The sequence below is a fragment of the Methyloversatilis sp. genome (assembly GCF_051861465.1).
Taxonomy (GTDB): domain Bacteria; phylum Pseudomonadota; class Gammaproteobacteria; order Burkholderiales; family Rhodocyclaceae; genus Methyloversatilis.
The window spans coordinates 1-25,898 of the sequence record NZ_JBHYCQ010000006.1; the positions used below are offsets into that span (position 1 = coordinate 1).

The window sequence follows — 25,898 nt, forward strand, 5'->3', positions numbered from 1 at the left end:
GCGTCCTCGCCGTAATCGGTGCAGCGATGGCCGTTGATCAAAGTGCATATCGCGGCGAGGACGCCGCTCCCACAGCCCTCCGGTCAATTGGCTCGCTGTTTGGCCGGCAGTGCAGTTGTCCTGTGGGATCAGCGCTCCGGTCCGGTGGCGCCGTGTTCGGCGAGTAGCACTGCTTTCCTGTGTGAGCAGTGATGCACTGCTGGTCCTGCATGGTCAGCCGGCTCTGCGGGCGGCGAGCAGCGAAGTTTTTGTGGGAGCGGCGTCCTCGCCGTAATCGGTGCAGCGATGGCCGTTGATCAAAGTGCATATCGCGGCGAGGACGCCGCTCCCACAGCCGGAGCGTCGAGCATCGTGGTACCCACAACCGGAGCGATGAGCATCGCGATTCGTACAGACAAAGCAGCGCTGCGCGTCGCTCCCGCAGGGACTGCGGTGTTTACTTCTCGGTGGCGTGGGCGGCGAGTTTGAGCCAGGTTTCGACGACGGTGTCGGGGTTGAGCGACATGCTCTGGATGCCTTCGTCCATCAACCACAGTGCGAAGTCGGCGTGGTCAGACGGGCCCTGGCCGCAGATGCCGACGTATTTGCCGAGGCGGTTGGCGGTGCGGATGGCCATCGACAGCAGCATCTTGACCGCCGGGTCGCGCTCGTCGAAGGCGCCGGCGACGAGGCCGGAGTCGCGGTCGAGGCCGAGCGTGAGCTGGGTCAGGTCGTTCGAGCCGATCGAGAAGCCGTCGAAGTATTCGAGGAACTGCTCGGCCAGCAGCGCGTTGGACGGGATTTCGCACATCATGATCAGGCGCAGGCCGTTCTCGCCGCGCTTCAGGCCGTGCTCGCCGAGCAGCTTCACCACTTCGGCCGCTTCGCCCAGATTGCGCACGAAGGGCACCATGATTTCGACGTTGGTCAGGCCGAGCTCGTTGCGCACGTAGCGCATGGCGCGGCATTCCAGTTCGAAGCAGTCACGGAAGCTGTGCGCGATGTAGCGCGACGCGCCGCGGAAGCCGAGCATCGGGTTCTCTTCGTCCGGCTCGTAGATGTCGCCGCCGAGCAGCTTCTTGTATTCGTTCGACTTGAAGTCGGACAGGCGCACGATGACCGGCTTGGGCCAGAAGGCGGCGCCGATGGTGGCCACGCCCTCGACCAGCTTGTCGACGAAGAAGGCTTCGGGGTTCGCGTAGCCGCGCGCACGGCGGCGGATTTCCTCGCGCAACCGGGCCGGTGCCTGGTCGATTTCGAGGATGGCCTTCGGGTGGATGCCGATCGTGTTGTTGATGACGAATTCGAGCCGCGCCAGACCCACGCCTTCGTTCGGCAGTTGCGCGAAATCGAAGGCCAGTTCGGGGTTGCCGACGTTCATCATGATCTTCAGATCGAGGTCGGGCAGGTTCGACAGGTCTGACGTGACCACTTCGAAATCGAGCCGGCCGCGATAGATGTTGCCGGTGTCGCCCTCGGCGCAGCTGGCGGTGACCAGTTCGCCTTCGGTCAGCGTTTCGGTCGCGTCGCCGCAGCCGACGATGGCCGGAATACCCAGTTCGCGCGCGATGATGGCGGCGTGGCAGGTGCGCCCGCCGCGGTTGGTCACGATGGCGGCGGCCTTCTTCATGACCGGCTCCCAGTTCGGGTCGGTCATGTCGGTGACGAGCACGTCGCCGGCCTGCACCTTGTCCATCTCGGTCGCGCTTTCGACGATGCGCACCGGGCCGGCGCCGATCTTCTGGCCGATGGCGCGGCCGCTGGCCAGCACCTTGCCGTACTGCTTGAGGCGGAATTTATGCTGCGTCATGCCGGACTCGTGCGACTTCACGGTTTCCGGACGCGCCTGCAGGATGTAGAGCTGGCTGTCGATGCCGTCCAGGCCCCACTCGATGTCCATGGGGCGGCCGTAGTGCCCCTCGATCGTCATCGCGTAACGCGCCAGTTCGAGCACCTGTTCGTCGGTCAGCGAAAAGCGCTGGCGCTCGGCGTCGCTCACATCGACCGTCTGCACGCTGCGGCCGGCCGACGCACTGGCGGTGAATTCCATTTTGATCATCTTGCTGCCGAGGGTGCGGCGGATGACCGCCGGGCGACCCTGGGCCAGCATGGGCTTGTGCACGTAGAACTCGTCCGGATTGACCGCGCCCTGCACGACCGTCTCGCCCAGGCCGTAGCTGGACGTGATGAACACGACGTCGCGGAAGCCCGATTCGGTGTCGAGCGTGAACATGACGCCGGCTGCGCCCTTGTCCGAACGCACCATGCGCTGCACGCCGGCCGACAGCGCGACACCCGCGTGCATGAAGCCCTTGTGCGCGCGGTAGCTGATCGCGCGGTCGTTGTAGAGCGAGGCGAACACTTCGCGGATCGCGTGCAGCACGTTGTCGATGCCGGAAATGTTCAGGAAGGTTTCCTGCTGGCCGGCGAAGGACGCGTCCGGCAGGTCTTCGGCGGTGGCCGAGCTGCGCACCGCGAACGAGCCGTTGCCGGCGGCATCCAGCTCGGCGTACGACGCGCGGATGCCGGCTTCGAGTGCGGCCGGGAAGGGCGTGTCCATCATCCATTGACGGATCTGCGCGCCGGTGCGCGCGAGGGCATTCACGTCATCCACATCCAGCGCTTCGAGAGCGGCGTGGATGCGATCGGCCAGTGCGTCCTGTGCGAGAAACTCGCGGAAGGCCTCTGCCGTGGTGGCAAAGCCGCCGGGTACGCGCACCGACTTGGGCAACTGGCTGATCATTTCGCCCAGTGACGCATTCTTGCCACCGACGCTTTCGACGTCGGTCATGCGCAGCTGTTCGAACGGGATGACGTAGCGAGACATGGGTATCCTCTCTTGAACATGGGGCGATCGCTTGTTGCGGCGACCGTGCATTTCTCCGATGCACCGGATGGGTGCGCGGAAACGCGGTATTTTAGTTAATGTCGGTGGTGCACTGCGGAAAATTTTGCGCGGACTGTGCGGTTTGCGCACCGAACTGGATCAGAACACATCATGAGAACCGTCTTCTTCATTTCCGACAGCACCGGCATCACCGCCGAAACGCTCGGCCGCAGCCTGCTTTCGCAGTTCGAGGGCGTGAAGTTCAGGCACACCCGCGTGCCTTTCGTCGATTCGGTCGATAACGCGCTCGACTGCGTCGAACGCATCACCGAGGCGCAGATGCGCGACGGCGTGCGGCCCATCGTGGTCACGTCCATCGTCAATGCCGAGGTGGCGCGCACCGTGCGCCAGGCCGATGCGCTCTTCCTCGATCTGTTCGAACATTTCGTCGGGCCGCTGGAAGACGAACTGGGGCAGGCCGCGAATCACAACGTCGGCCGGCAGAAGGGTCTGGAAGAAAGCGCCGATTACCAGAACCGCATCGAGGCGATCAATTTTTCGCTGGCGCACGATGACGGCATGTCGCACAAGGAACTGGAAAAGGCCGACGTGATCCTGGTTGGCGTATCGCGCTCGGGCAAGACGCCGACCAGCCTGTACATGGCGATGCAGTTCGGCGTGAAGGTCGCCAATTACCCGCTGATTCCGGAAGATTTCGAGCGCGGCAAGCTGCCGACCGAACTGGTGAAGTACCGCGCCAAGCTGTTCGGCCTGACGATCGCGCCCGAACGGCTGGCGCAGATCCGCGAAGAGCGGCGGCGCGGCAGTCAGTACGCGTCGCTCTCCAATTGCCGCTTTGAAGTCGATGCGGCGCAGAAGCTGATGCGCATGGAAGGCATACGCTGGCTCGAATCGACCCACAAGTCGATCGAGGAGATTGCCGCTGTCGTGCTGCAGGCGGTGCATGTCGAAGACGACAGCTGACGCGCCGATGACGCCAGGCGGCGCTTTGTGGTGCAATGACCGCCCGCACGATCCCGCTCCACCCCATGTTCAATCCCACCCGCGACCAGGCCCGGCAGTTCTTTCTCGACACCTGGGCCAAGCGCGACAGCGGCCAGCCGCTGACGCAGATGGAAATCATCGCGCTGACGCTGATCGGCCGCCACCCGGAATACCACGCGCTGCTCGACCAGGGCGAACGCGCGCTGACGCGCGAATATCCGCCGGAACTGGGCGAGACGAATCCTTTCCTGCACCTGTCGCTGCACCTGGCGATCGAGGAACAACTCGCCATCGACCAGCCTCCCGGGCTGCGCGCCGCCTTCGAGGCACAGCGCGCGAAGATGGGTGACGAGCACGAGGCGCTGCACCGGGTGCTCGACTGCCTGGGCGAGAGCATCTGGCGCGCCCAGCGCGATCGCCAGCCGCCCGATGGCGCGGCCTATGTGGCCTGCGTGCGCGCCGGGCTCGACGACTGAATGCTTACTTTGGCGACACCATGACCGACAAGACCGGACACATCCTTCCCACCGAATTCCACGGCCAGCCTGCGCTGTCGCTCGAAGCGGCTGACGGCGCGCGCTGCGTCGTCAGCCTGTTCGGCGGTCACATCCTGTCGTGGGTCCCGGCCGGCGGCAAGGAGCGGCTCTACCTGTCGCCCGAGGCGCGCTTCGACGGGCAGGCGGCGATCCGCGGCGGCATCCCGGTCATCTTTCCGCAGTTCGCGGCGCGCGGCGACGGGCCGCGCCACGGCTTCGCGCGCACTCGCGTGTGGCAACTGACCGAACAACGGGCGGCCGCCGATTTCGTCACCGTCACGCTGACGCTGCAGGATGACGCGGCCACGCGCGCACTGTGGCCGCATGCCTTCCTGCTCGAACTGACCGTCATGCTGAGCGGCAACCGGCTCGACCTCGAACTGAGCGCCGAAAACACCGGGGAGGCGCCTTTCGTGTTCGCCGCCGCACTGCACACCTATCTGCGCGTCGGCGAAGTCGAAAACTGCCGTGTCGAAGGGCTGCGCGGCAAGCGCTACCTGGACGCGACCGCGGGCGACCGGGCGACGCAGGACAAGTTCGATGCGGTGGTGGTCGAGGACGAAATCGACCGCGTGTATGTCGGCGCACCCGACAGCGTCGTGCTGAACGAACCCGGCCGCGCGCTCGGGCTTCAGAGCACCGGCTTTCCGGATCTCGTCGTGTGGAATCCTTGGGAACACAAGGCACGCGCGCTGACCGACCTGCCGGACCGCGACTTCCGCCATTTTCTATGCCTCGAACCGGCGCTCGCCGACAAGCCGCTCGAACTGGCGCCCGGCGCGCTGTGGAGCGGCCTGCATACGCTGGTCGCTGCTTGAGATGCAAGATGCAAGATTCAAGATGCAAGATTCAAGGTGCAAGGTGCAAGGTGCAAGGGGCGGTGTGCTTGCCGGGGGTGGGTGCTTGCATTGAGCGGCGTGAGGGATGTGCCGCGCTATATTTGCGGTGAAGGCACGTTCTGTCCGGGCGGTCAGGCCGGACTGACGCTCAGCCGGCGTCGTCGCGGATCCAGCCGATGCGTCCCTGCGTGGCGTCGTTCAGGCGCGTCATGAAGGCTGCGGCCGCGGGTTCGGGCAGGCTGATGCGCATGTCGACCAGCGAGCCGTGGCTCACCGCGCCCAGCGTGGCACCGGCCGCTTCGATTTCGCGCCGCACCGTGCCTTCGAGTGCATAGGGCAGGGTGCAGCGCAGCGTGATGCGACGGGTCAGCGGCACCTTGGTCGCCGTCAGCAGCGCCTGCGCCACTGCGTCGGTGTAGGCGCGCACCAGGCCACCCGCGCCGAGATTGATGCCGCCGTAGTAGCGCACGACGGTGGCCAGCACGCCTTCCAGATCCTGATGGCGCAGCACTTCGAGCATCGGCCGACCGGCGGTGCCGCTGGGTTCGCCGTCATCGACCGCTGCCGACTGCCCCCCGGCCAGCAGCGCCCAGCACACATGCGTCGCCCCCGGATGCTGCCGCCACAGCTCGATCACCCGCGCCTGCGCCGCCGCGCGGTCGCGCATCGGCTCGACGCAACCGATGAAACGACTCTTCTTGATGAGCAGTTCGCTGTGAACCGCAGCGGCAAGGGTGTTCGACATGGCGGCGCAGCTTACCGGCAGCGCCGGGCTTTGTGGGGTCGGCCTTTATTGGAGCTGTACCGGCGGGCGCGGCAGCCTGTGAGAGCGGCGAGCATTGATGTTTTTTGTGGGAGCGGCGATCCACTGCCGGCCCTGCATGGCTGGCCGGCTCTGCGGGCGGCGAGCAGAGCTCGCCGAAACCCCCGCTCCGCCCTCGCCGCGATACGCACTCCGCACAACGACAGTCGCGGCACGATCGCGGCGAGGCCGCCGCTCCCACAGCCCATCCCACAGCCCATCCCACAGCCGCTCACGCAGCGATATCGGGATCGCTGCGCGTGCCCCGTATAACGCTCAGCCGATGCCGTCGGTCGATAGCGCTTCGTGGCAGTGCTGCGGCAGCACCATGTTGCGCGACGGATCGTCTACCGCGGTGGCGCGGATGAACGGGGCCTGCGACAGCACGCCGCCGAAAATCGTGGCGAACGCGACGTCGGCGGCGTCGCGACCGGTGCCCAGGCGTACCAGGCCCATCGGGATGGCGGTGCCGGACGGATCGAAGATGTACCAGCGGTCGCCCAGATACACCTCGACGTAGGCGTGGAAGTCCGGCGGGCCGAGTATCGGGTCGGCGCCATAGTCGGTGCCGGTCACGAAGCGGGCCGGTATGTTGATGGCGCGGCACAGCGCGATCATCAGGTGAGCGAAATCGCGGCAGATGCCGACGCGCTCGATCACGGTGTCGACGGCGGAGGTGCTCGAATTCGAGCTGTTCGACGTGAACGCGACGTGGCTCAGCACCCAGTCGCGGATCGCCTGCACCCGGCTGTGGCCTTGCCACATGCTGCCGAATTCGCGCGTCGCCAGCCGGATCAGCCGGTCGGACTGGCAATAGCGGCTGGGGTAGATGTAGCCCATCACTTCAGGCGGCAGGCGGTGCACCGGCACTTCGGCCAGCTGTGCCGGGTCGGCCCAGTGGTGCACCAGATCGACCGTCGCCTGGTACGAAACGGTGAGCGGTCCGGGCTCGGCGCGCAGCCGCATGTAGCGGTTGCCGGTCAGCGGATCGACGTGGATGTGCGGCTCGATCGGCTGGCTCAGCGTCAGGACTTCGCCCGACACGGTCTGGCTGGCGGTTTGCGCGACATGGATGTTGAAGACGAAGTCGGCGCCTTGAAAGTCGATCTGGTAATTCAGTTCAATCTGCAATTCGATGCGGATCATGGTGCGGGCTCCGCGGGGTGGGGTCGCGTGCGCGACCCGGGAGGTTGTCGGAAAGGGTAGAACGCGGCGGTTTGCCGGCAGCGGATCTGTCACAGCACTGCCAAGAGCGAAGCATGACGCGTGCCACGGCGGGTTTCCGTTCGCTGGCGAACAGTGACCGTGCTGAAACGAGCCGGCCCGCTATGCGTGCCGGCGTACATACACCGGCACGCCGCACGCCCACAGTCCTCGCTTGAACAACGAGGAAAGGCAACAACATGAAGCACACCAACATGAAGACCGACGAACAACTGCTGGCCGATGGCAGGCCGAACTGAAATGGGATCCGTCGATCAAGGCTGACGACGTGAGCGTGAAGGTCAAGGACGGCGTCGTCACGCTGGGCGGCCACCTGGCGACCTTTGCCGACAAGTGGCACGCCGGGTGCGCCGCACAGCGCGTGTCGGGCGTTGTGTCGCTGGTGTCCAAAATCAAGGTTGAACTGGTCAAGGGCGAAGGTCGCGATGACACCGAGGTCGCCCGCAACGCCGAGATCGCGCTGTACTGGATGGCCGGTCTGCCGAAGGGTTCGGTCAAGGTCAAGGTTGACAACAGCATGATGTCGCTCAGCGGCGATGTGGTCTGGGCCTACCAGATCGACGCCGCCAATGCCGCCGTGAGCCGTCTGCAGGGCGTGACCGATGTCAGCAACAATCTGGTGCTCACGCCGCGTTCGTGCAACGCCACGGTGCAGTCCGACATCGCCGCCGCACTGAAGCGCTGCGCGACGGCCGGTGCCAAGCCGATCGACGTTGCCGTCACGGGCTCGCAGGCCACGCTGACCGGTCAGGTGTCGAGCGCGCCGGAACGCGAACTGGCGCGACGTGCCGCGTGGAGTGCTGCCGGCGTGAACAAGGTGGCCGACAACATCACGATCGCCGCCTGAACGGTACGAAGCTGCTGCGCCCAACGGCTTCATGACGCAACGCCTCATGGCTGTCCGGTCCGGCATCTCAGTGAAGGCGCAGCTGCCGCGCGGTGTCGGGGCCTGCGCTTTCGTCATGTCTGCTCATCCACCGCGTCGCGCGTCACCTTGAAAACATCCTTGCTGGTCATCAATGCCGGTTCTTCGAGCATCCGCTTCGCGCAGTTCGAGCTGGCTTCGGGCGTGCAGCCCGTTCGCGGCATGCAGGGCCACATCGAAGGGCTGGGCCGTGCGCCTCAGCTGGTCGTCCATGACCGGCTGGGCGGCTGCATGACGCAGCGCGTGCTCCAGCCGACCGGCGATCTGGCCGCCGACCACGCCGGCGCACTGGCCGCACTGTTCGACTGCATCGCCGGACCCGAATGGCCGGACGGTCCGCATGCGGTCGCGCACCGCGTCGTGCATGGCGGGTCGGCCTTCGCGCGTCCCCTGCGCGTCACGCCCGATGTGCTGGCGCAGCTGCAGCACTTCGTGCCGCTGGCGCCGCTGCACCAGCCGCACTGCCTGGCCGCGCTGCGCGCCACAGCGGCACGCTGGCCCGACGTGCCGCAGATCGCGTGCTTCGACACCGCCTTCCACGCCACCCGGTCGCCTGTCGAGCAGGCCTACGCACTGCCGCAGCCGTTGCAGGACGCCGGCGTCCGGCGCTACGGGTTTCACGGCCTGTCGTACGAGTACATCGCCGGCGTGCTGCCGCTGCACCTGGGCGCACTGGCCGGTGGGCGCGTCGTGGTGGCGCACCTGGGCAACGGTGCCAGCCTGTGCGCGATGCGCGGCCGCAAGAGCGTGGCGACCACCATGGGCATGACGCCTCTGGACGGCCTCGTGATGGGCACGCGCTGCGGCCGCATCGATCCGGGCGCCGTGCTGCATCTGATACGCGGCCTGGGCATGACGCCGGATGAGGTCCAGACCCTGCTGTACGAGCACTCGGGACTGCTGGGCGCCTCCGGCATTTCAGGCGACATGCGGGTGCTCGAAGCCAGCACCGAGCCGGCTGCCCGATTCGCCATCGATCTGTATGTCCATGCGATCACGCGCGAGCTGGGCAGCATGGTCGCGCTGCTCGGCGGTCTCGATGCACTGGTGTTCACTGCCGGCGTCGGTGAGCACAGTGCGCAGATCCGCGAACGCGTGTGCCGCGACGCGGCCTGGCTCGGCATCGAGCTGTCGGCCGGCGCCAACGACGCGGGCGAGACCCGCATCAGCACGCCGCGCAGTCGCGCATCGGCCTGGGTCATTCCGACCCATGAGGCGCGGGTGATCGCCCAGCAGGCGAGCGCGCTGCTGGAAATCTGAATGCCTGCCCGGCGCACCGATGCGGGTGCGTCAGCGCACAGACCATCCGGTGTGGCCCGCGCAGGCTGATCCTGACGATTGCTGCCGGGGACATCTGGCCCGGCAGGCGGAAGTGATACACGGGGAGCCTGCATGACGGCACTACAGCACGTGCGCGACGCCGGCCAGAGTCTCTGGCTGGACAGCATCAGCCGCACCCTGATCGATGACGGGCGGCTGGCGCGCTACATCGACCAGTACGCCATCACCGGACTGACGTCGAATCCGGCGATTTTCGACGCCGCACTGGGTGAGGGCGGCGCCTACGACGAAGACATCCGCGCCGGTACGCGCGACGGTCTGTCCGGCGAAGCGCTGTTTGCCGGCTTGGCGCTGGCCGACCTGAGGCGTGCGGCGGCGCTGTTGCGCCCGTGCTTCGACGCCAGCGGTCGCGCCGACGGCTGGGTGTCGATGGAGGTGTCGCCGCTGCTCGCTGCCGACAGTGCGGCCACCGTCGCCGCGGCGCGGCAGATCCATGCCGATGCCGCGTGCGCCAACCTGCTGGTGAAGATTCCGGGTACGCCGGAAGGCTTGCAGGCGATCGAGCACACCGTATTCGCCGGCATTCCGGTCAATGTGACGCTGCTGTTTTCGCGTGAGCAGTATCTGGCCGCCAACGACGCCTGCCTGCGCGGCATCGAACGGCGCATTGCGGCCGGGCTCGATCCGAAGGTCGCCACCGTGGCATCGCTGTTCGTCAGCCGCTGGGATGTGGCGGCCAACAGCGTGATTTCGGTGTCGCTGCAGAACCGGCTCGGCATCGCGGTCGCCCGCCAGGTGTGGCGCAGCCGTGTCGACACGCTTGCGTCGCCGCGCTGGCAGACGGCGCTGGCGGGCGGTGCCCTGCCGCAGCGCCTGCTGTGGGCGAGCACCGGCAGCAAGGATCCGGCCGTGTCCGACACCCTGTATGTCGATGCGCTGATCGCGCCCGGCAGCATCAACACCTTGCCTGAAGCCACCTTGCTGGCGTTCGCCGATCACGGCCGGCCGCAGCCCGTGATGCCCGACGACGGCGGCGACTGCGACGCGGTGATCGCGCGCATCGATGCCGCAGGCGTGAAGGTCGCAGTGCTGGCAGACCGGCTGCAGCGCGATGGCGTGGGCGCGTTCGCCAAGGCCTGGCGGCAGTTGCTCAAGCGCATCGAAAGCCGCGCCAGCCCTGGCACCGCACTCACGCCCCGGGTGGCCGTATCGTGACCGCCGCGCTGTTGCACCGCGCACCGCGCGAAGAACTGCTGGTCCGCATGCATGCCTGGTGGCGTGCCGCCAACTACCTGTCGGTCGGGCAGATCTATCTGCGTGCCAATCCGCTGCTCGAAACGCCGCTGACGCGCGAACACATCAAGCCGCGCCTGCTCGGCCACTGGGGCACCACGCCCGGGCTGAATTTTCTTTACGTGCACCTGAACCGGCTGATCAAGGCGCACGACCTCGACCTGATCAATATCATCGGTCCGGGGCACGGTGGGCCGGCGCTGGTCGCGTCGACCTATATGGAAGGCTCGTACAGCGAAACCTATCCGGCGATCACGCAGGACCGCGCTGGCATGCAGGCGCTGTTTCGCCAGTTTTCGTGGCCGGGTGGCATTCCGAGCCATGTCGCACCGGAAACGCCCGGCTCGATCCACGAGGGCGGCGAGCTGGGTTACTCGCTGGCGCACGCCTATGGCGCCGCCTTCGACAATCCCGGCTTGATCGTCGCCTGCGTCATCGGCGACGGCGAGGCGGAAACCGGCGCACTGGCCGCCAGCTGGCATTCCAACAAATTCCTGAATCCGGCGCGCGATGGCGCGGTGCTGCCCATCCTGCATCTGAATGGCTACAAGATCGCCAATCCGGCAGTGCTGGCACGCATCGGTCGCGATGAACTGGCCGATCTGCTGCGTGGCTACGGTTACGCGCCGCATTTCGTGTCGGGCGATGATCCGATGACGATGCACCGCCAGATGGCGGACACGCTGGACGCCGTGCTGGCGGACATCCGCGCCATCCAGAGCGCCGCACGCGCCGTCGATGCCCCGGTGCCGCCGCCGCGACCGCGCTGGCCGGTACTGGTGTTCGAGTCGCCCAAGGGCTGGACCGGTCCGGCCGAGGTCGATGGCCTGCCGTCCGAAGGCACGTGGCGCGCGCATCAGGTGCCGATCACCGATTTCAGCAAGCCGGAACACGTTCGCCAGCTCGAAGACTGGCTGCACAGTTACCGGCCGCAGGAGCTGTTCGATCACACCGGCGCGCTGTACCGCGAGATTGCCAGCCTTGCGCCGTCCGGCTCGCGTCGCATGGGCGCCAACCCGCATGCCAACGGCGGCCTGCTGCGGGTGCCGCTGCGCATGCCGCCCTGGCGCGACTTCGCCGTCGCACTGGACGCGCCCGGCGCGGTCCAGGCCAGCGCCACCAGCGTGCTGGGCAGCTTTCTCGCCGAGGTGATGACCGCGAATCTGCAGGCGCGCAATTTCCGCGTGTTCGGGCCGGACGAAACCGCGTCGAACCGCCTGGGCGCGGTGATCGAGGTGACCGGCAAGGCCTGGATGGCAGAGTGCAAAGCGGTCGATATCGACCTGTCGGCCGATGGCCGGGTGATGGACGTGCTGAGCGAACACCTGTGCGAAGGCTGGCTGGAAGGTTATCTGCTGACCGGCCGCCACGGCCTGTTCTCGTGCTACGAAGCGTTCATCCACATCATCGATTCGATGTTCAACCAGCACGCCAAGTGGCTCAAGGTGTGCAACGACATTCCGTGGCGCGCACCGATCGCGTCACTCAACTACCTGTTGACCTCGCACGTGTGGCGGCAGGACCACAACGGCTTTTCGCACCAGGACCCGGGTTTCATCGATCACGTCGCGAACAAGAACCCGGATGTCGTGCGCATCTACCTCGCGCCCGATGCCAACTGTCTGCTGTCAATTGCCGATCACTGCCTGCGCAGCCGCAATCAGGTCAATCTGATGATTGCCGGCAAGCAGCCGGAATGGCAGTGGCTCGACGCCGAAGCCGCCGCGCTGCATTGCGCCATCGGCGCCGGCATCTGGCACTGGGCAGGCACTGAGCATGGCACGGACGCACGCGAACCCGATGTGGTGATGGCCTGCGCCGGCGACGTGCCGACGCTGGAAACCCTCGCCGCGGTGATGCTGCTGCGCGAGTACGTGCCCGACATCCGCATCCGCGTCGTCAATGTGGTCGACCTGATGGCGCTGCAACCGGCGTCCGAACATCCGCACGGCCTGAGCGATACGGCGTTCGACGCACTCTTCACCTGCGATGCGCCCATCGTGTTCGCCTTCCACGGCTATCCCTGGCTGATCCACCGTCTGACCTACCGGCGAACGAATCACGACAAGCTGCACGTGCGCGGCTACAAGGAAGAGGGCACGACCACGACGCCGTTCGACATGGTGGTGCTGAACCACATGGACCGCTACCAGCTCGCGCTCGACGCGATCTGCCGCATTCCGCGGCTGGCCGATCAGGTGGATGAGGCCAAGGCAAGGCATCGCGCCAGCATCGCCGCCCACAAGGCGTGGATCGCCGAGCATGGCGAAGACCTGCCGGACATCCGCAACTGGCGCTGGCTGGCCACGCCGCCTGATGTTCCCCTCAGGTAGCCTTGAGCGCCGGCAACAGCCGGTCGTACTCGGTTTTCACGACGGCGTAGCACTCGCAGGTGCGCTGTTCCAGCCCGGCGCGGTCGAGCACGGTGATGTGGCCGCGCCGGTAGCTGATCAGACCGCATTCCTGCAGCCGGCCGGCCGCTTCGGTCACGCCTTCGCGACGCACGCCGAGCATGTTGGCGATCAGTTCCTGCGTCATCACCAGCTCGTTGGTCGGCAGCCGGTCGAGGCTCAGCAGCAGCCAGCGGCACAGCTGCTGGTCGAGCGAATGGTGGCGGTTGCACACGGCGGTCTGGGCCATCTGCGTGATCAGCGCCTGCGTGTAGCGCAGCAGCAGGTGCAGCACCGGTCCGGCGCGGTTGAACTCCACCATCATCAGGTTGGACTTCAGGCGATAACCCTCGCCGGCGCTCTGCACCACGGCACGGCTGGTCGTCGATTCGCCGCCCATGAACAGCGATACGCCGACCAGGCCTTCCTTGCCGACCACGGCGATTTCGGCCGAGGCGCCGTCTTCCATCACGTAGAGCAGCGACACGATGGCCGTGACCGGAAAGTACACGTGGCTGAGGCGCGTGCCGGCCTCGTACAGCACCTTGCCCAGCGGCATGTCCACCGGTTCGAGGTTCGGGAGCCAGCGTTCCCATTCGGCATCGGGCAGCGCGGCGAGCAGTTCGTTGGTGCGGGCGAAAACAGTGGGAGGTTTCATTTGCATCTTCAGCGGTCTCGTGTGGAGGCCCCGATCGCGTATCGATCAAGGTCGGTCAAGGTGGGGCAGGGAGCCTGTTCAAACCGCATCACGCGGATGAAGCGAAAGGCGCTGCAGCCTTCAACAACATGCGGTCGGGGCGCCGAAGTGCGATGAAAGTATAGCCACATCTCCTGTCCGCCGCCTGCCGGGGGTGCGACACCGTACAGACCCCGAAGGGCCCCCTGTTCATCATGCACTGCATCGCTTCTGACCCTGTTGCCCCGACGTGCTTCCCGGGGCGACCGATCCGACGGAGGTTTTCCGGATGCAGCCGAATCAACGAGTTGCCTTGCATGCCGCTCAACCGCGCCAGGCGGAGGCGTCGCCTGTGGGGCCAGCTCACTCGCCCCCTGAGGTGCCCCGCTTCGACCCCGGCCTGCTGCGGCGCCACCGCATCAGGGTTCGCCGGCTGATCCGTCGCATCAAGGCGGGCTACGGCGACCCGAAAGACGAGCCCTGCACCGGGCTCGACCACGCTGCACAGCAGCATCAACCAGAGGAGACGACCATGAGCTACCAAGACAGGGACAAGCACGGCATGTACAAAGGCGAAGGCGCCGCACCGGGACCGCTCATGCGCCATGGCCCCGGGCCGGGCCTGATGGGGGCTGACACGCTGATGGGCAACGACGTGTTCAACAAGGAAGGCGATGACCTCGGCGACATTCAGGAAATCATGCTCGACATGCGCAACGGCAGGGTCAGCTATGCCGTATTGTCCTTCGGCGGATTTCTCGGCATCGGCGACAAGCTTTTTGCCGTGCCGTGGAGCGCGCTGACGCTCGACACCGAAAACAAGCGCTTCACGCTCGACGTCGCCAAGGAACGCCTCGAAGGCGCGCCGGGCTTCAATCAGGACTGCTGGCCCGACATGGCCGACCAGTCGTGGTCGCAGCAGATCCACGACTATTACGGCACCCGTCCGTATTCGGACGACTCGAAGCTCTGAACGCGGCAGCCTTGCGGCTGCACAGGGGGCCGGGACAGGCGCTGCCTGTCCCGGCCCCGTCGTCATCCAGGAACAGGGCGTCGGGGACATCGGCCCTTACACCGCCACCCCCTGCAGCAGATCGGCCAGTTCGTCGGCGTGCTGCTCCTCCACGGCCAGTATCGATTCGAGCATGCGACGCGTGGTCGGGTCCTGCTCACCCAGGTAGAGAATGAATTCTCGATAGCTGTCGATGGCGATGCGCTCGGCGACCAGGTTTTCGCGAATCATTTCGGCCAGTGTGCCGCCCTCGACGTACTCGGCATGACTGCGCGCGGTCAGCGTATCGGGCGAGAAATCGGGTGAGCCGCCCAGCTGCACGATGCGTCCGGCCAGTTCGTCGGCGTGCCCCTGTTCTTCCTTCGAATGCGTCAGGAACTCGCCGGCGACCGACTGCGAGTGAATGCCGCTCGCCATGAAGTGATGGCGGCGGTAGCGCAGTACGCACACCAGTTCGGTGGCCAGCGCTTCGTTGAGCAGCTTGAGCACCTGCATGCGATCGGCGTCGTAGCCGGCGGTGACGGCGCCATCCTCGACATGCTTGCGGGCGCGCTTACGCAGGTCGGCAACCTCTGACAGCTGTGATTCGGTGTTCATGGCGTTCCTCGGCAAAAGTCTGGGACAGCGGGGGAGGTGGAAGCGGGGGTCCGACCCGATCCACCCGGGCGGGGGTGACCGGACATCGGTCCACTCTGGCGGGATGAAACCGCCTGGTCCGTGCGGTGGAACACTTAGCGCGCAATCCATGGTCCACGTTCGCCACCGCACAGACGGTCACGGCCGCCGAGCGCTCAATAGGCCTTGTGGCGGGATGCCTCGGAAAAGTGAGCCTCGCACCCCGTTTCTTCCCTGGCTTCGCGCTGCAACCCGTCAGAGGCCGGGAGCATCGTCATCGAGGAGGGTTTGTCATGCTGCATTACGCCATCGTGTTCTTCGTCATCGCCCTGATCGCCGCGCTGTTCGGCTTCGGAGGCATCGCAGCCAGCGCCGCCGGCATCGCGAAAATCCTGTTCTTCATCTTCATCGTGCTTGCTGTTGCAAGTTTCGTGTTCGGTCTTGTCCGTCGTGGATGAGGCGTTCGCGGGCCGCTGGCCTCCCCTGATCAGAGAAAGCAGGTATCCCATGAACGATCGCACCAGGAACGACCGCCGAGAAGGTTCCGTTGTTGCGGCAGATAGCTTCGCTGACGCGCTCGTCCATACCGCCGGGGAAGCGGTCCGCTCTTCGAACCAGATCGCCCATCAGACGCTGGACCAGTTGGCCGACCGTGTGGACAGCGCCCGCCTGCAGGCTGCACCGGTGTTCGATCGCCTGGCGCACCGCGCCGACGGGATGAAGTATCGCGGTATGGCAGCGATGCGCGATGGCTCGCAGCGAATGCGCTATCAGGCCGTACGCGCCACCGACTCGACGCTGGGTTACGTGCGCCAGAAGCCGGTCAGGTCCCTGCTGTTCGCCGCCGCGCTGGGCGCCGTGGCAACGCTGCTGCTGTCGGTCGTCGGACGGACCGGAAAGCCGCGCGACTGAAAGCGTCGATCGCCGCGTCCGGCAACCATGACCGCGCAGCCGTCGGCGCTGCGCCCGGTCGAACCTTCATATCGCTTCACGTCACGGGAGATCACATGCCTGCCAATACCCTCTCTTCCGCCAGTCCGGACCCGACCCGTCTGAACGATCATCTCAGCCAGTGCGTCGTGGCACTCGGACCGATGCATCGCATGCGCTGTGCAGCCGAGGCGGTCGACGCCTTTCTGGCGCCGCGCTTCGTCAGTCTTCTGCTGGTGATGTCGGCGCTGTTGCTCGGCGGCCTGTCGCTGTAAGACCGGCCCAGGGTTCCAATGCCAATGTCTACATGAGCCGGGCGCGACTGCGCCGGCAGATACCCGACGCCGGCGCCGAGGCGCTCGCACTGATCGATCCGTCACGCGGCGTGATCGAGTCACCGATCCGCGGCGAGCTGTTCAGCGCCGAACGTTTCCGGCAGCACGGCCGCAGCCTGGGCGAAGCGCAGACCGCGCGGCTCAAGGCGCCGCGCTCGACCGCCTTCTTCCCGCGCCTGCACGACAACATGAAGGTGCTGCGCGAGGCGCAGCACTACATCGGGCTGCAGGAACGCATCGGCCATCACGTCAGTCCGGCCGGTGAATGGCTGCTGGACAACTTCCATCTGGTCGCCGCCCAGATCAAGGCCGTGCATGACGGTCTGCCGCGACGGTACTTTCGCGACCTGCCGGTGCTGGTCGGCGATCATCTGGCCGGCCTGCCGCGCATCTACGGCGTCGCCTGGGCCTTCGTCGCGCACACCGACAGCGCCTTCAACGACGATCTGCTGATCGAATTCCTGAATGCCTACCAGCAGACCAGCGAACTGAACCTCGGCGAACTGTGGGCCCTGCCGACCACGCTGCGCGTGGTGCTGATCGAAAACCTGCGCCGCCTGTCCGAGCGCGTGGCGGCCGACAAGGCGGCACGTGAACTGGCCAATCTGTGGTGCGACGGGCTGGAACGCGAAGCGAGCGGCCGCGCGGGCGGCCACGCCCGCATGATCGATGCCGATGCGATGTTCGGCCTGATGCAGGCGCGTCGTGTCGGTACCGTGTTTGCGCTGCAGGTGATGCAGCGGCTGCATTCCGATTCCGGATCGCGCTCCGCCGCCGGGTTGCGCGGCCGGGAGTCGGTGCGCGAAGCGCTGGCGCGCGCACTGCCGGATCCGGCCAGCGCGCAGGCCAGGCAGCAGGCCGACGAAGCGGCCGACAACCTGAGCGTCAGCAACGCCATCGGTTCACTGCGCATGCTGGGCGACGCCGACTGGCGCGCGCTGATCGCGCAGACCAGCATGCTGATGCAGCTGATGCTGGCTTCAGCGACCTTCCGCGCCGAGCGCGACGACACGCAGGACGCCACGCTGCACGCCATCGAGCGGCTGGCGCGCACGAGCGGCCACAGCGAACTGGCGGTGGCGGAGCGGCTGCTCGAGCACATGCGGGTACCGGTCAGCGATCCGCAGCTCGACCCGTCGGCGCCGATCGAGTCGCCAAGTTTCTGGCTGCGCGGCGGCGGGGCCGGTGCGATGCGCCGGTCGCTCGGCCTGCGCCCGGCCCTGCTGTCCGGCTTCGGCGAGCTGCGCAACCGCTGTGCGGTGCCGGTCTATCTCGCCGTGCTGGGTGTCGGCAGTGCGCTGCTCGCGCTGGCGTTCCTGCAGCACGCCGTGGCACCGTCCGTCACGGCGCCGGTGTGGGCGATGCTGGCGGTGCTGGCGCTGCTGCCGGCGAGCGAGGCGGTGATCGCCGTGCTCAACCGGCTCATCAGCGAATGGGTGCCGCCGCGCCGCCTGCCCCGGCTAGCGCTGCTCGCCGGCATTCCACCCACGCTGCGCGTGCTGGTCGTGATCCCGGCCATGCTGTCGTCGGCCACGGCCATCCGCGCACTGGCGCGCCAGCTCGAACGCCACCACCTGGCGAACTGCGAGCCGTACGCGCAGTTCGCGCTGCTCACCGATTTCAGCGATTCGAAGGTCGCGCACGACGGGCCGGACGCCGCACTGCTGGCGAGCGCCGTCACCGAAATCGACCGGCTCGAAGCGCTGTATCCGCCCGACGCCGTCGACGAGGGCCTGCCGCAGCGCCGCTTCCTGCTGCTGCACCGCGACCGGCGCTGGTCGGACAGCGAACAGTGCTGGATGGGCTGGGAACGCAAGCGCGGCAAGCTCGAACAGCTGATCGACCTGCTGGCGGGCGGACTGTCGGGCTTCGTCGATCTGGGGCCCCGCTCGAAACCGGCGCTCGACACGCCGTTTGTCGTCACGCTCGACAGCGACACCCTGCTGCCGCCGGGGGCCTTGCGCGAACTGGTCGGTGTGGCGGCGCATCCGCTGAACCGTCCGCGGGTCGATGCTGCGCGCGGCCGCGTGGTGGCCGGCTACGCGGTGCTGCAGCCGCGCATCGTCACGCCGCTGCCGTCGCCGCTGCATGCCACGCCCTTCCACAGCCTGTTCGCCGGACGCTGCGGCGTCGACCCGTACAGCGCCGAAACCTCCGAGCTGTATCAGGACCTGTTCGACGAAGGCACGTTCACCGGCAAGGGGCTGTTTCATGTCAAGGCCATGCACGCGGTGCTGTCAGGGCGGCTGCCCGAGGGCCAGGTGCTCAGTCACGACCTGATCGAAGGGTCGATCGCGCGCTGCGGCGGCGTCAGCGACATCACGCTGATCGAGGAGGCGCCGATGCACGCCGACGTCGCGTCCTCGCGCGTGCACCGCTGGACGCGCGGCGACTGGCAGCTGTGGCCGCTGCTGTGGCGGGCGCGCCGGTTCGACCTCGATGCGATCAACCGCTGGAAGATGATCGACAACTTGCGCCGTTCGCTGGTCGCGCCGTTCTCGGTCGTGCTGCTGCTGCTCGCACTGGGCAGCGATCTGCTGTCGCCCTGGGGCGTGCTCGCGCTGATGGCTGCCGCGTTCGGCGGTGGCCCGCTGCTCGGCGCCCTGGCCGGCATGGCACCGGCGCGTGACGACCTTGCGCTGCGTCACTTCTATCATCAGGGGCTGGTCGACATCGGTCGCGCGCTCGGCGGCATGCTGTGGAATCTGGCGCTGCTGCTGCGCAATGCGCTGCATCTGGGTGACGCCATCGTGCGCGCGCTCTGGCGCACGGCCATCAGCCGCAGGCGCCTGCTGCAATGGACCACCGCAGCCGATGCGCAGTCCGCGGCACGGCACAGCCTGACCGGCCTGTGGCGCGTGCATTGGCCGGTCAGCGCGCTGGCGATCGGTGTGTTCGCGCTGCTCTGGTGGCGCGGAACGTCTGCGCCGGTGCTGGCGCTGTCGGTGTGTGCGCTGTGGGCGGGCACACCGCTGTGGATCGCGCTGGCCAGCCGCGCATCGGCGCACCGCCATCGCTACCGACTGCCCGCCGGCGATCGCGCCTACCTGCTCGATGTGGCACGCCATACCTGGCGGCTGTTCGAGCGCCACGTCGGACCGGCCAGCAATTATCTGCCGCCGGACAATGTGCAGACCGTGCCCTACGTGATGGTCGCGCAGCGCACCTCGCCGACCAACATCGGCCTCTACCTGCTGTCGGCCGCCTGCGCGCGGCGTTTCGGCTGGATCAGCACGCTCGAACTGCTGACCCGCTGCGAACGTACGCTGGCCACGCTGGCGGTGCTGCCGCGACATCGCGGCCACTTCCTGAACTGGTACGACACGCAGACGCTCGCGCCATTGGCGCCGGCCTATGTGTCGGTGGTGGACAGCGGCAATCTGTGCGGTCACCTGATCGCGCTGGCTGGTGCCTGCGACGCGCTGGCGGCGCGACCGGCAGACGACGCCGACCGCGCCTGCAACGCACCGTTGCGCCTGATCGCGCTGGCGGCACAGTGCCGCCGGCTGGCGCTCGAAGCGGAATTCGCCTTCATGTACGACGAGCGCCGGCGCCTGTTCCACATCGGCTATCTGGTCGAGGAACAGACGCTCGACAAGAGTTACTACGACCTGCTCGCCTCCGAGGCGCGGCTGGCCAGCCTGTGGGCGATTGCCAAGGGCGACGTGCCGGTCAAGCACTGGGCGGCGCTCGGGCGGCCGTTCTTCGCGACCGGCAGCGAAGCGGGGCTGCGCTCCTGGTCGGGTTCGATGTTCGAATACTTGATGCCGTCGCTGGTGCTCGAAGAGTTGCCGGGCAGCGCACTGGCCAGCGCCGCGCAGGCCGCCGTGCGCGAGCACCGGGCGTTCGGGCGCACCCACCGCGTGCCGTGGGGCCTGTCGGAATCGGCCTATGCCGCGAGCGACCACACGCTGGCCTACCAGTATTCGCCGCAGGGCGTGCCGCGACTGGCGCTGCGCCGCACGCCGGCCGACGAAATCGTCGTCGCGCCCTATGCCACGGCGCTGGCCGCCATGTTCGAACCGGCGGCCGCCATCGACAACCTGCGGCGCATGGAAGGCCTGAATGCCCGCCGCGACATGGGGTTCGCCGAAGCGCTGGACTTCGTGGCCGACCGCCAGACCGACGGCAGCGCGTTCACGGTGGTCAGTACCTTCATGGCGCATCATCAGGGCATGACCATCGTCGCCCTGGCCAACCTGCTGCTCGACGGTGCGCCCCGGCGCTGGTGCATGGCCGAGCCGCGCATCGACGCCGTCGCGTCGCTGCTGCAGGAACGCGTGCCGCGCGAGGTGTCGCGACTGCTCGCGCCGCCGCCGGCGCCGACCCGCAACGACCGGCGCGATGCCTTGCCCGGCGTCACCCGCCTGGTCCGTCCGGGCGCGTCGGCGCTGCAGCCGACCCACCTGCTGTCGAATGGTCGCTATTCGGTCGCGCTGCGCGCCAACGGTGCCGGCTGGAGCCGCTTCGGCACGGCCGACGTGTCGCGCTGGCGCGACGACGCGCTGCGCGACGTCTACGGCACCTTCTTCTATCTGCGGCGCACGCCGCAGGCCGCACCGGTGTCGATCACCCAGCATCCGGCGGCCGACCCGCTGGCGGACTACAGCGCCACCTTCCACAGTGACCGCGTCTGTCTCGACGCGCAGTGGGCCGACCTGCGCACGCGCTGCACCGTGTGGGTCAGCCCGGAAGACGACGTCGAGCTGCGCCGCATCGAGCTGTGGAACACCTCGTCGGAGCCGATCGAAGTCGAACTGATGTCGATGTTCGAAGTGTCGTTGTCCGAGGCGCGCGCCGACGAAATGCATCCGGCCTTCGCCAAGCTGTTCGTCCAGGCGACCTGGGATGAAGCCAGCCGTGCCGCCTACTTTTCGCGCAAGCCGCGGCTGTCGACCGAAACCGGGCTGCACGCGGTGCATTTCATCGCGCACGCCGACCTGCACCTGACGTCGGTCACGGTGCAGACCGACCGCGCGCGCTGGCTCGGGCGCCATTGCGACGCCGCGCATCCGCGGGCGGATTACGGCAGGGCGGCGGATCCGTCGATCGCCTCGCACGCAGCGGAACAGGACTGCGTGACCGGGCTCGACCCGCTGGCTTCGCTTTCGATGCGCCTGAATCTGCCGGCGCACGGCATGGCGTCGCTCACTGTCGGCACCGCGGCTGCGGATGCGCGCGACACGCTGCAGGCGCTGGTCGAGCGCTACCGGCAGGACGCCATGGTCGAACGTTCATCGTTGATGTCCGGCACGTTCGCGAGCATCCGGCTGCGCGAAATGCGGGTCAATGCCGACGATCGCGCCGCGATCCAGCTGCTGACGACGACACTGGCGCTGCTGATGTCGCGTCCGGCACCGGTTGAAGCGCCGGCGGGTGACGCGCTGCATGACCGGCGCACGCTGTGGCGGCTCGGCATGTCGGGCGACCGGCCGATCATCGTCGTGTGGGCCAGCGCCGTGCAGGGCGTGCGCATGCTGAGGTCGCTGTTCCAGGCGCTGCGCTGGTGGTCGTGGGGCGGACTGACCTGCGATCTGGTGGTGATGAACAGCGAGGCCCGCTCCTATCTGATGCCCTTGCAGGCCGAACTGGCCGCGCTGCGCGAGCGCTACGCGGCCGAGGTTGTCGCGACGGCACCGGCACGTGCCTGCGGCCTGTATCTGGTGCACGCCGACGAACTGTCGCCGGCCGAGCGCGCCGCGCTGAATGCGCTGGCCCGGGCCAGCCTGCACGCCGACGGCCGGCCCCTGTCGCATCACGTGCAGGATCTGGTCGACTGGCATGACAGCGCGCTTGAGGCGCGCGCCGACCAGCCGGCGACGGCGCTGCCCGCCCCACGTCACGGCGCCATCGGTCTGCCGCCGAAGGGTGCGTTCGACGGTGCAAGCGGCGATTTCCTCTTCACCGTGACCGATGCGCACCGCACGCTGCGGCCGTGGATCAATGTGCTCGCCAATCCGGATTTCGGCAGCCAGGTGTCTGAAGCCGGCACCGGCTACTCCTGGGCCGGCAACAGCCGGCTGAACCAGCTCACCGGCTGGTCCAACGACCCGGTCGGCGATGCGGGCGGCGAAACCTTTCATCTGCAGGACCTGCGCAGCGGCGACATCTGGAGCATCGGCGCCGGCGCCGCTGCAGCCGACGTGCCCTACCGCATCGAACACGGGCAGGGCCTGACGACGCTGCGTCACCGGCGCGGCGACATCGAGGTGAAGGCGACCTGGTGCGTCGACCCGGAGCAGTCGGTCAAGCAGGTGCGCATCGTGCTGACCAATCGGGGTACCCGCGCACAGTCATTGCGGGTGATCGGTCTGTTCGAGTGGGTGATCGGCGCGCTGCGCACCGATCGCCAGTCGGTCCGCACGATGTTCATGCGGCTGGCGCCGCCCGAGGCTTCGGCGCGGCCGATCGAGGCGCTGCTGGCCACCCAGTGCGATGGCCATGCCGGCTTCGGCAACAGCACCGCCTTTGTCGTGCTGCAGCGCGAGGGTGCCGACGGCAGACCGGCTGTCGCCACGCTGGCCGACTGGACCTGCGATCGGCGCGAACTGTTCGGCCCGGACGGCCGGCAAGTCATGCCGGACCGGTTCGGCGCGCAGGACGCCCTCGGCGTCGATCCGTGCGCCGCGCTGTCTGCGACGGTCAGCCTGGCGCCGGGTGAGGCGTGCACCCACGTGTTCCTGCTCGGTCACGGGGACTCGCCGCGTGCCGCCGGCACGCTGGCGCGCGCCGCCGCGGAGCAGGGCGCCGTGCAGCGCGAACAGGCCGTGCGCGCGAAATGGGCCGGCCTGCTCGATGCCGTCACGGTGAGCAGTCCCGACCCGCTGTTCGATGTGCTGGTGAATCGCTGGCTGCCTTACCAGACGGTGGCCTGCCGCCTGTGGGCGCGTGCCGGCTTCTACCAGTCGGGCGGCGCCTTCGGCTTTCGCGACCAGCTTCAGGATGCGATGGCGCTGTGCGTCGCCGCGCCCGCGCTGCTGCGTGCCCAGCTGCTGCTGTCGGCGTCGCGCCAGTTTCCCGAAGGCGACGTGCAGCACTGGTGGCATGCGCCGACCGGTGCCGGCGTGCGCACCCGCTGTTCCGATGACCGCCTGTGGCTGCCGTTTGCCGCGGCCCGCTACATCGAGGTCACAGGCGATGTCGAGGTGTTCGACGAGCTGGTGCCGTTCCTCGAAGGCGATCCGATACCGGACGGTGCGGAAGATGCCTATTTCGTGCCGCGGGTCGGCACGCAGCCGGTGTCGCTGTATGAACACTGCGCACGGGCCATCGACTGCAGTCTCGCGGTCGGCACGCACGGGCTGCCGCTGATCGGCACCTGCGACTGGAACGACGGCATGAACCGGGTCGGTCATGAAGGACGGGGCGAGTCGGTCTGGCTGGGCTGGTTCCTGTGTCAGGTGGTGGCCCGCTTCAGCGTGCTTGCGCATGCCGAGGGCGAAACAGGCCGCGCCGAACGATGGCAGCTGGCCGCGGCCGGCTGGCGCGATGCCCTGCACGGCGAGGCATGGGACGGCGAATGGTTCGTGCGTGCCTTCTTCGACGACGGCACGCCGCTCGGCTCGCGCCGCAACGAAGAATGCCGCATCGACCTCATCGCGCAGGCCTGGGGGGTGCTGTCCGGCGTGGCGACACCGGCGCAGCAGCAGGCGTCGATGGCATCGGTCGGCCGACTGCTGACCGACGAGACGAACGGCCTCGTGCGACTGCTCGATCCGCCGCTGCAGCACGCCCGGCCCGACGCCGGCTACATCCAGGCCTATCCGCCCGGCGTGCGCGAGAACGGCGGCCAGTACGCACATGCCGCGGTCTGGGCACTGATGGCGCAGGCCGAACTGGGTGACGTCGACGCGGCCTGGCGCACGTTCACCGGGCTCAGTCCGGCTCACCGCTCGGACAACGAGGTGCGGGGCGCCGCCTATGGCATTGAACCTTATGTGATGGCGGGCGACATCTACACCCAGCCCCCCTATGCCGGACGCGGCGGCTGGAGCTGGTACACCGGTTCGGCCGCCTGGATGCACCACGCGGCCATCGAATCGATATGCGGCCTGCGGGTGCGTCAGAGCCGCCTGTGCGTGGTGCCTCGTCTGCCCAGCCACTGGCCGACCGTGACGCTGACGGTGCTGCGCGCCGGTCGTCGGCACGAAGTCACCGTGTGTGCGGCGGGGGCGCTGTCCGAGATCGCCCGCGCGCGTGCGGCCGGCCTGCTGCCGCTGGCGGTCGGCGAATGGCTGGATCTGGCGTCTGCCGGCGATCTCAGCCGCCATCTGGTGATCGCTGCGGCGAATGTGACCTCGACCACCCGCCCGCCGGTACAGGCGGTCACGGCATGACGCCGCCGCGCGCGCTGACCGAAGTCTGGCGGATCGCGCTGGCGACCCTGCGCCGCTACGACGACGCGCGCGGCATGACGTACGGCGCGGCGGTGGCGTTCTACGCAGCGTTTGCGATCGCGCCGCTGATCGTCGTCGTGACCCGCGTCATGTTCTGGGTGCTCGGCGACGAAAGTGCGCAGGTGGCGCTCATCGATGCACTGTCCGGGCTGATCGGGCCGCGCGAAGCCGGTACCGTGGCGGACTTGCTGGAGCGTGCGAGCGAACGTTCGAACGGTGACGGCAACGGCTCGGTGGGGCCCTGGCTGGCGCTCGGCGGCACGCTGATCGGTGCGACCGGTGTGTTCATCGAACTGCGCGCCGCACTGCAGGCCATGCTGGGCGAAAAGGCCGTGCCATTTTCGTGGCTCCGTCTGCTGCAGGTGAGGCTGCTGGCGCTGGGCATCGTGCTCGGCGGCGGCTTTCTGCTCGCGGTGGCGCTGGTCGCACAGACCGCGGTGCTGCTGGCGATGCACAAGGTGACCAGCCACTGGCCAGTGCTGCTGCCGGTGGTGCTGCTGGTCGAAGCGGTGTTTTCGTTCGGTGTGATCGCGCTGCTGTTCGCCACGCTGCTGCGCTGGCTGCCGGACCATCGCATGCCGTGGCTGCACGCCGCGGTCGGCGCCTGCTTCGCCGCCATGCTGTTCATGCTGGGGCGCTACGGCATCGGGCTGTACATCGCGACCACCGCCACGGAATCGGCGCTGGGTGCGGCCGGCTCCTTTGCTGCGCTGCTGATCTGGTTCTACGGATCGAGCCAGATCTTCCTGCTCGGTGCTGCGCTGGCGGTGGAAGTCATACCGGCCGCGCCGCCGCGCGCGGGCGGGTCAGCCGCAGCCCGCGGGCACTGAACG

The 25,898-nt window shown here is 67.7% G+C and carries 18 protein-coding genes; 13 read left to right on the forward strand and 5 right to left on the reverse strand.

Translation table 11 applies throughout. The features are described from left to right. Nucleotides 1-436: 436 nt before the first annotated feature. Nucleotides 437-2,806 carry a phosphoenolpyruvate synthase gene (ppsA, locus tag ACTIFF_RS09790; RefSeq protein ID WP_439536653.1) on the reverse strand — a complete coding sequence of 790 codons (2,370 nt, stop codon included), beginning with the start codon at nt 2,804-2,806 and terminating at the stop codon, nt 437-439. Nucleotides 2,807-2,977: 171 nt separating this feature from the next. Here ppsA and ppsR point away from each other — a divergent pair, with 171 nt between their 5' ends. The 3 genes from ppsR (at nt 2,978) to ACTIFF_RS09805 (ending at nt 5,165) form a co-directional block, all read left to right on the forward strand. Continuing rightward, nucleotides 2,978-3,790, forward strand: coding sequence for a posphoenolpyruvate synthetase regulatory kinase/phosphorylase PpsR (gene ppsR / locus ACTIFF_RS09795; protein WP_439536654.1), 813 nt, complete (start codon nt 2,978-2,980; stop codon nt 3,788-3,790). A gap of 65 nt (nt 3,791-3,855) precedes the next feature. Further along, nucleotides 3,856-4,287, forward strand: a complete 432-nt coding sequence (locus ACTIFF_RS09800; RefSeq protein WP_439536655.1) for a DUF1841 family protein — start codon at nt 3,856-3,858, stop codon at nt 4,285-4,287. 20 nt (nt 4,288-4,307) lie between these two features. Beyond that, nucleotides 4,308-5,165: a D-hexose-6-phosphate mutarotase gene (locus ACTIFF_RS09805; RefSeq protein WP_439536656.1), complete on the forward strand. Its 858-nt coding sequence runs from the start codon at nt 4,308-4,310 to the stop codon at nt 5,163-5,165. 169 nt (nt 5,166-5,334) lie between these two features. Here the strand turns inward: ACTIFF_RS09805 and ACTIFF_RS09810 are convergent, their stop codons facing one another. Continuing rightward, the gene (locus ACTIFF_RS09810; protein WP_439536657.1) at nt 5,335-5,931 is read right to left on the reverse strand and encodes an IMPACT family protein; all 597 of its coding nucleotides are present in this window, start codon (nt 5,929-5,931) and stop codon (nt 5,335-5,337) included. 333 nt (nt 5,932-6,264) lie between these two features. Next, a complete protein-coding gene (locus tag ACTIFF_RS09815; protein ID WP_439536658.1) occupies nt 6,265-7,134 on the reverse strand; it encodes a transglutaminase-like domain-containing protein in 870 nt (289 codons plus the stop codon). A gap of 232 nt (nt 7,135-7,366) precedes the next feature. On the opposite strand from ACTIFF_RS09815, the gene ACTIFF_RS09820 reads away from it, so the two are divergent. The 4 genes from ACTIFF_RS09820 (at nt 7,367) to ACTIFF_RS09835 (ending at nt 13,044) form a co-directional block, all read left to right on the forward strand. Further along, nucleotides 7,367-8,059 carry a BON domain-containing protein gene (locus ACTIFF_RS09820; RefSeq protein WP_439536659.1) on the forward strand — a complete coding sequence of 231 codons (693 nt, stop codon included), beginning with the start codon at nt 7,367-7,369 and terminating at the stop codon, nt 8,057-8,059. Between the two features lie 147 nt (nt 8,060-8,206). Then, the gene (locus ACTIFF_RS09825) at nt 8,207-9,397 is read left to right on the forward strand and encodes an acetate/propionate family kinase (protein WP_439536660.1); all 1,191 of its coding nucleotides are present in this window, start codon (nt 8,207-8,209) and stop codon (nt 9,395-9,397) included. A 132-nt stretch (nt 9,398-9,529) separates the two neighbouring features. Then, on the forward strand, nt 9,530-10,633 hold the full coding sequence (locus tag ACTIFF_RS09830) for a transaldolase (RefSeq protein ID WP_439536661.1): 1,104 nt from the start codon (nt 9,530-9,532) through the stop codon (nt 10,631-10,633). Then, nucleotides 10,630-13,044, forward strand: a complete 2,415-nt coding sequence (locus tag ACTIFF_RS09835; protein ID WP_439536662.1) for a phosphoketolase family protein — start codon at nt 10,630-10,632, stop codon at nt 13,042-13,044. The genes ACTIFF_RS09830 and ACTIFF_RS09835 overlap by 4 nt, the downstream gene beginning before the upstream one ends. Here ACTIFF_RS09835 and ACTIFF_RS09840 read toward each other — a convergent pair. Beyond that, nucleotides 13,037-13,765 carry a Crp/Fnr family transcriptional regulator gene (locus tag ACTIFF_RS09840; protein WP_439536663.1) on the reverse strand — a complete coding sequence of 243 codons (729 nt, stop codon included), beginning with the start codon at nt 13,763-13,765 and terminating at the stop codon, nt 13,037-13,039. The two genes, ACTIFF_RS09835 and ACTIFF_RS09840, sit on opposite strands and share 8 nt — an antisense overlap. A 301-nt stretch (nt 13,766-14,066) precedes the next feature. Between ACTIFF_RS09840 and ACTIFF_RS09845 the strand changes: the two genes are divergently transcribed. Beyond that, nucleotides 14,067-14,750 (forward strand): PRC-barrel domain-containing protein, encoded by a 684-nt coding sequence (locus ACTIFF_RS09845; protein WP_439536664.1) that lies wholly within the window; start codon nt 14,067-14,069, stop codon nt 14,748-14,750. Between the two features lie 96 nt (nt 14,751-14,846). On the opposite strand, the gene ACTIFF_RS09850 is transcribed toward ACTIFF_RS09845, so the two are convergent. Then, complete coding sequence (locus ACTIFF_RS09850) at nt 14,847-15,386, reverse strand: ferritin-like domain-containing protein (protein WP_439536665.1); 540 nt, start codon at nt 15,384-15,386, stop codon at nt 14,847-14,849. 311 nt (nt 15,387-15,697) lie between these two features. On the opposite strand from ACTIFF_RS09850, the gene ACTIFF_RS09855 reads away from it, so the two are divergent. From ACTIFF_RS09855 to ACTIFF_RS09875, 5 genes are all read left to right on the forward strand, one after another. After that, complete coding sequence (locus ACTIFF_RS09855) at nt 15,698-15,862, forward strand: DUF1328 domain-containing protein (protein ID WP_439536666.1); 165 nt, start codon at nt 15,698-15,700, stop codon at nt 15,860-15,862. 49 nt (nt 15,863-15,911) lie between these two features. Beyond that, a complete protein-coding gene (locus ACTIFF_RS09860; protein ID WP_439536667.1) occupies nt 15,912-16,316 on the forward strand; it encodes a hypothetical protein in 405 nt (134 codons plus the stop codon). A gap of 95 nt (nt 16,317-16,411) precedes the next feature. Then, on the forward strand, nt 16,412-16,609 hold the full coding sequence (locus ACTIFF_RS09865) for a hypothetical protein (RefSeq protein ID WP_439536668.1): 198 nt from the start codon (nt 16,412-16,414) through the stop codon (nt 16,607-16,609). 32 nt (nt 16,610-16,641) lie between these two features. After that, the gene (locus tag ACTIFF_RS09870; protein WP_439536669.1) at nt 16,642-25,005 is read left to right on the forward strand and encodes a GH36-type glycosyl hydrolase domain-containing protein; all 8,364 of its coding nucleotides are present in this window, start codon (nt 16,642-16,644) and stop codon (nt 25,003-25,005) included. Beyond that, complete coding sequence (locus tag ACTIFF_RS09875; RefSeq protein ID WP_439536670.1) at nt 25,002-25,895, forward strand: YihY/virulence factor BrkB family protein; 894 nt, start codon at nt 25,002-25,004, stop codon at nt 25,893-25,895. The genes ACTIFF_RS09870 and ACTIFF_RS09875 overlap by 4 nt, the downstream gene beginning before the upstream one ends. Nucleotides 25,896-25,898: the final 3 nt, after the last annotated feature.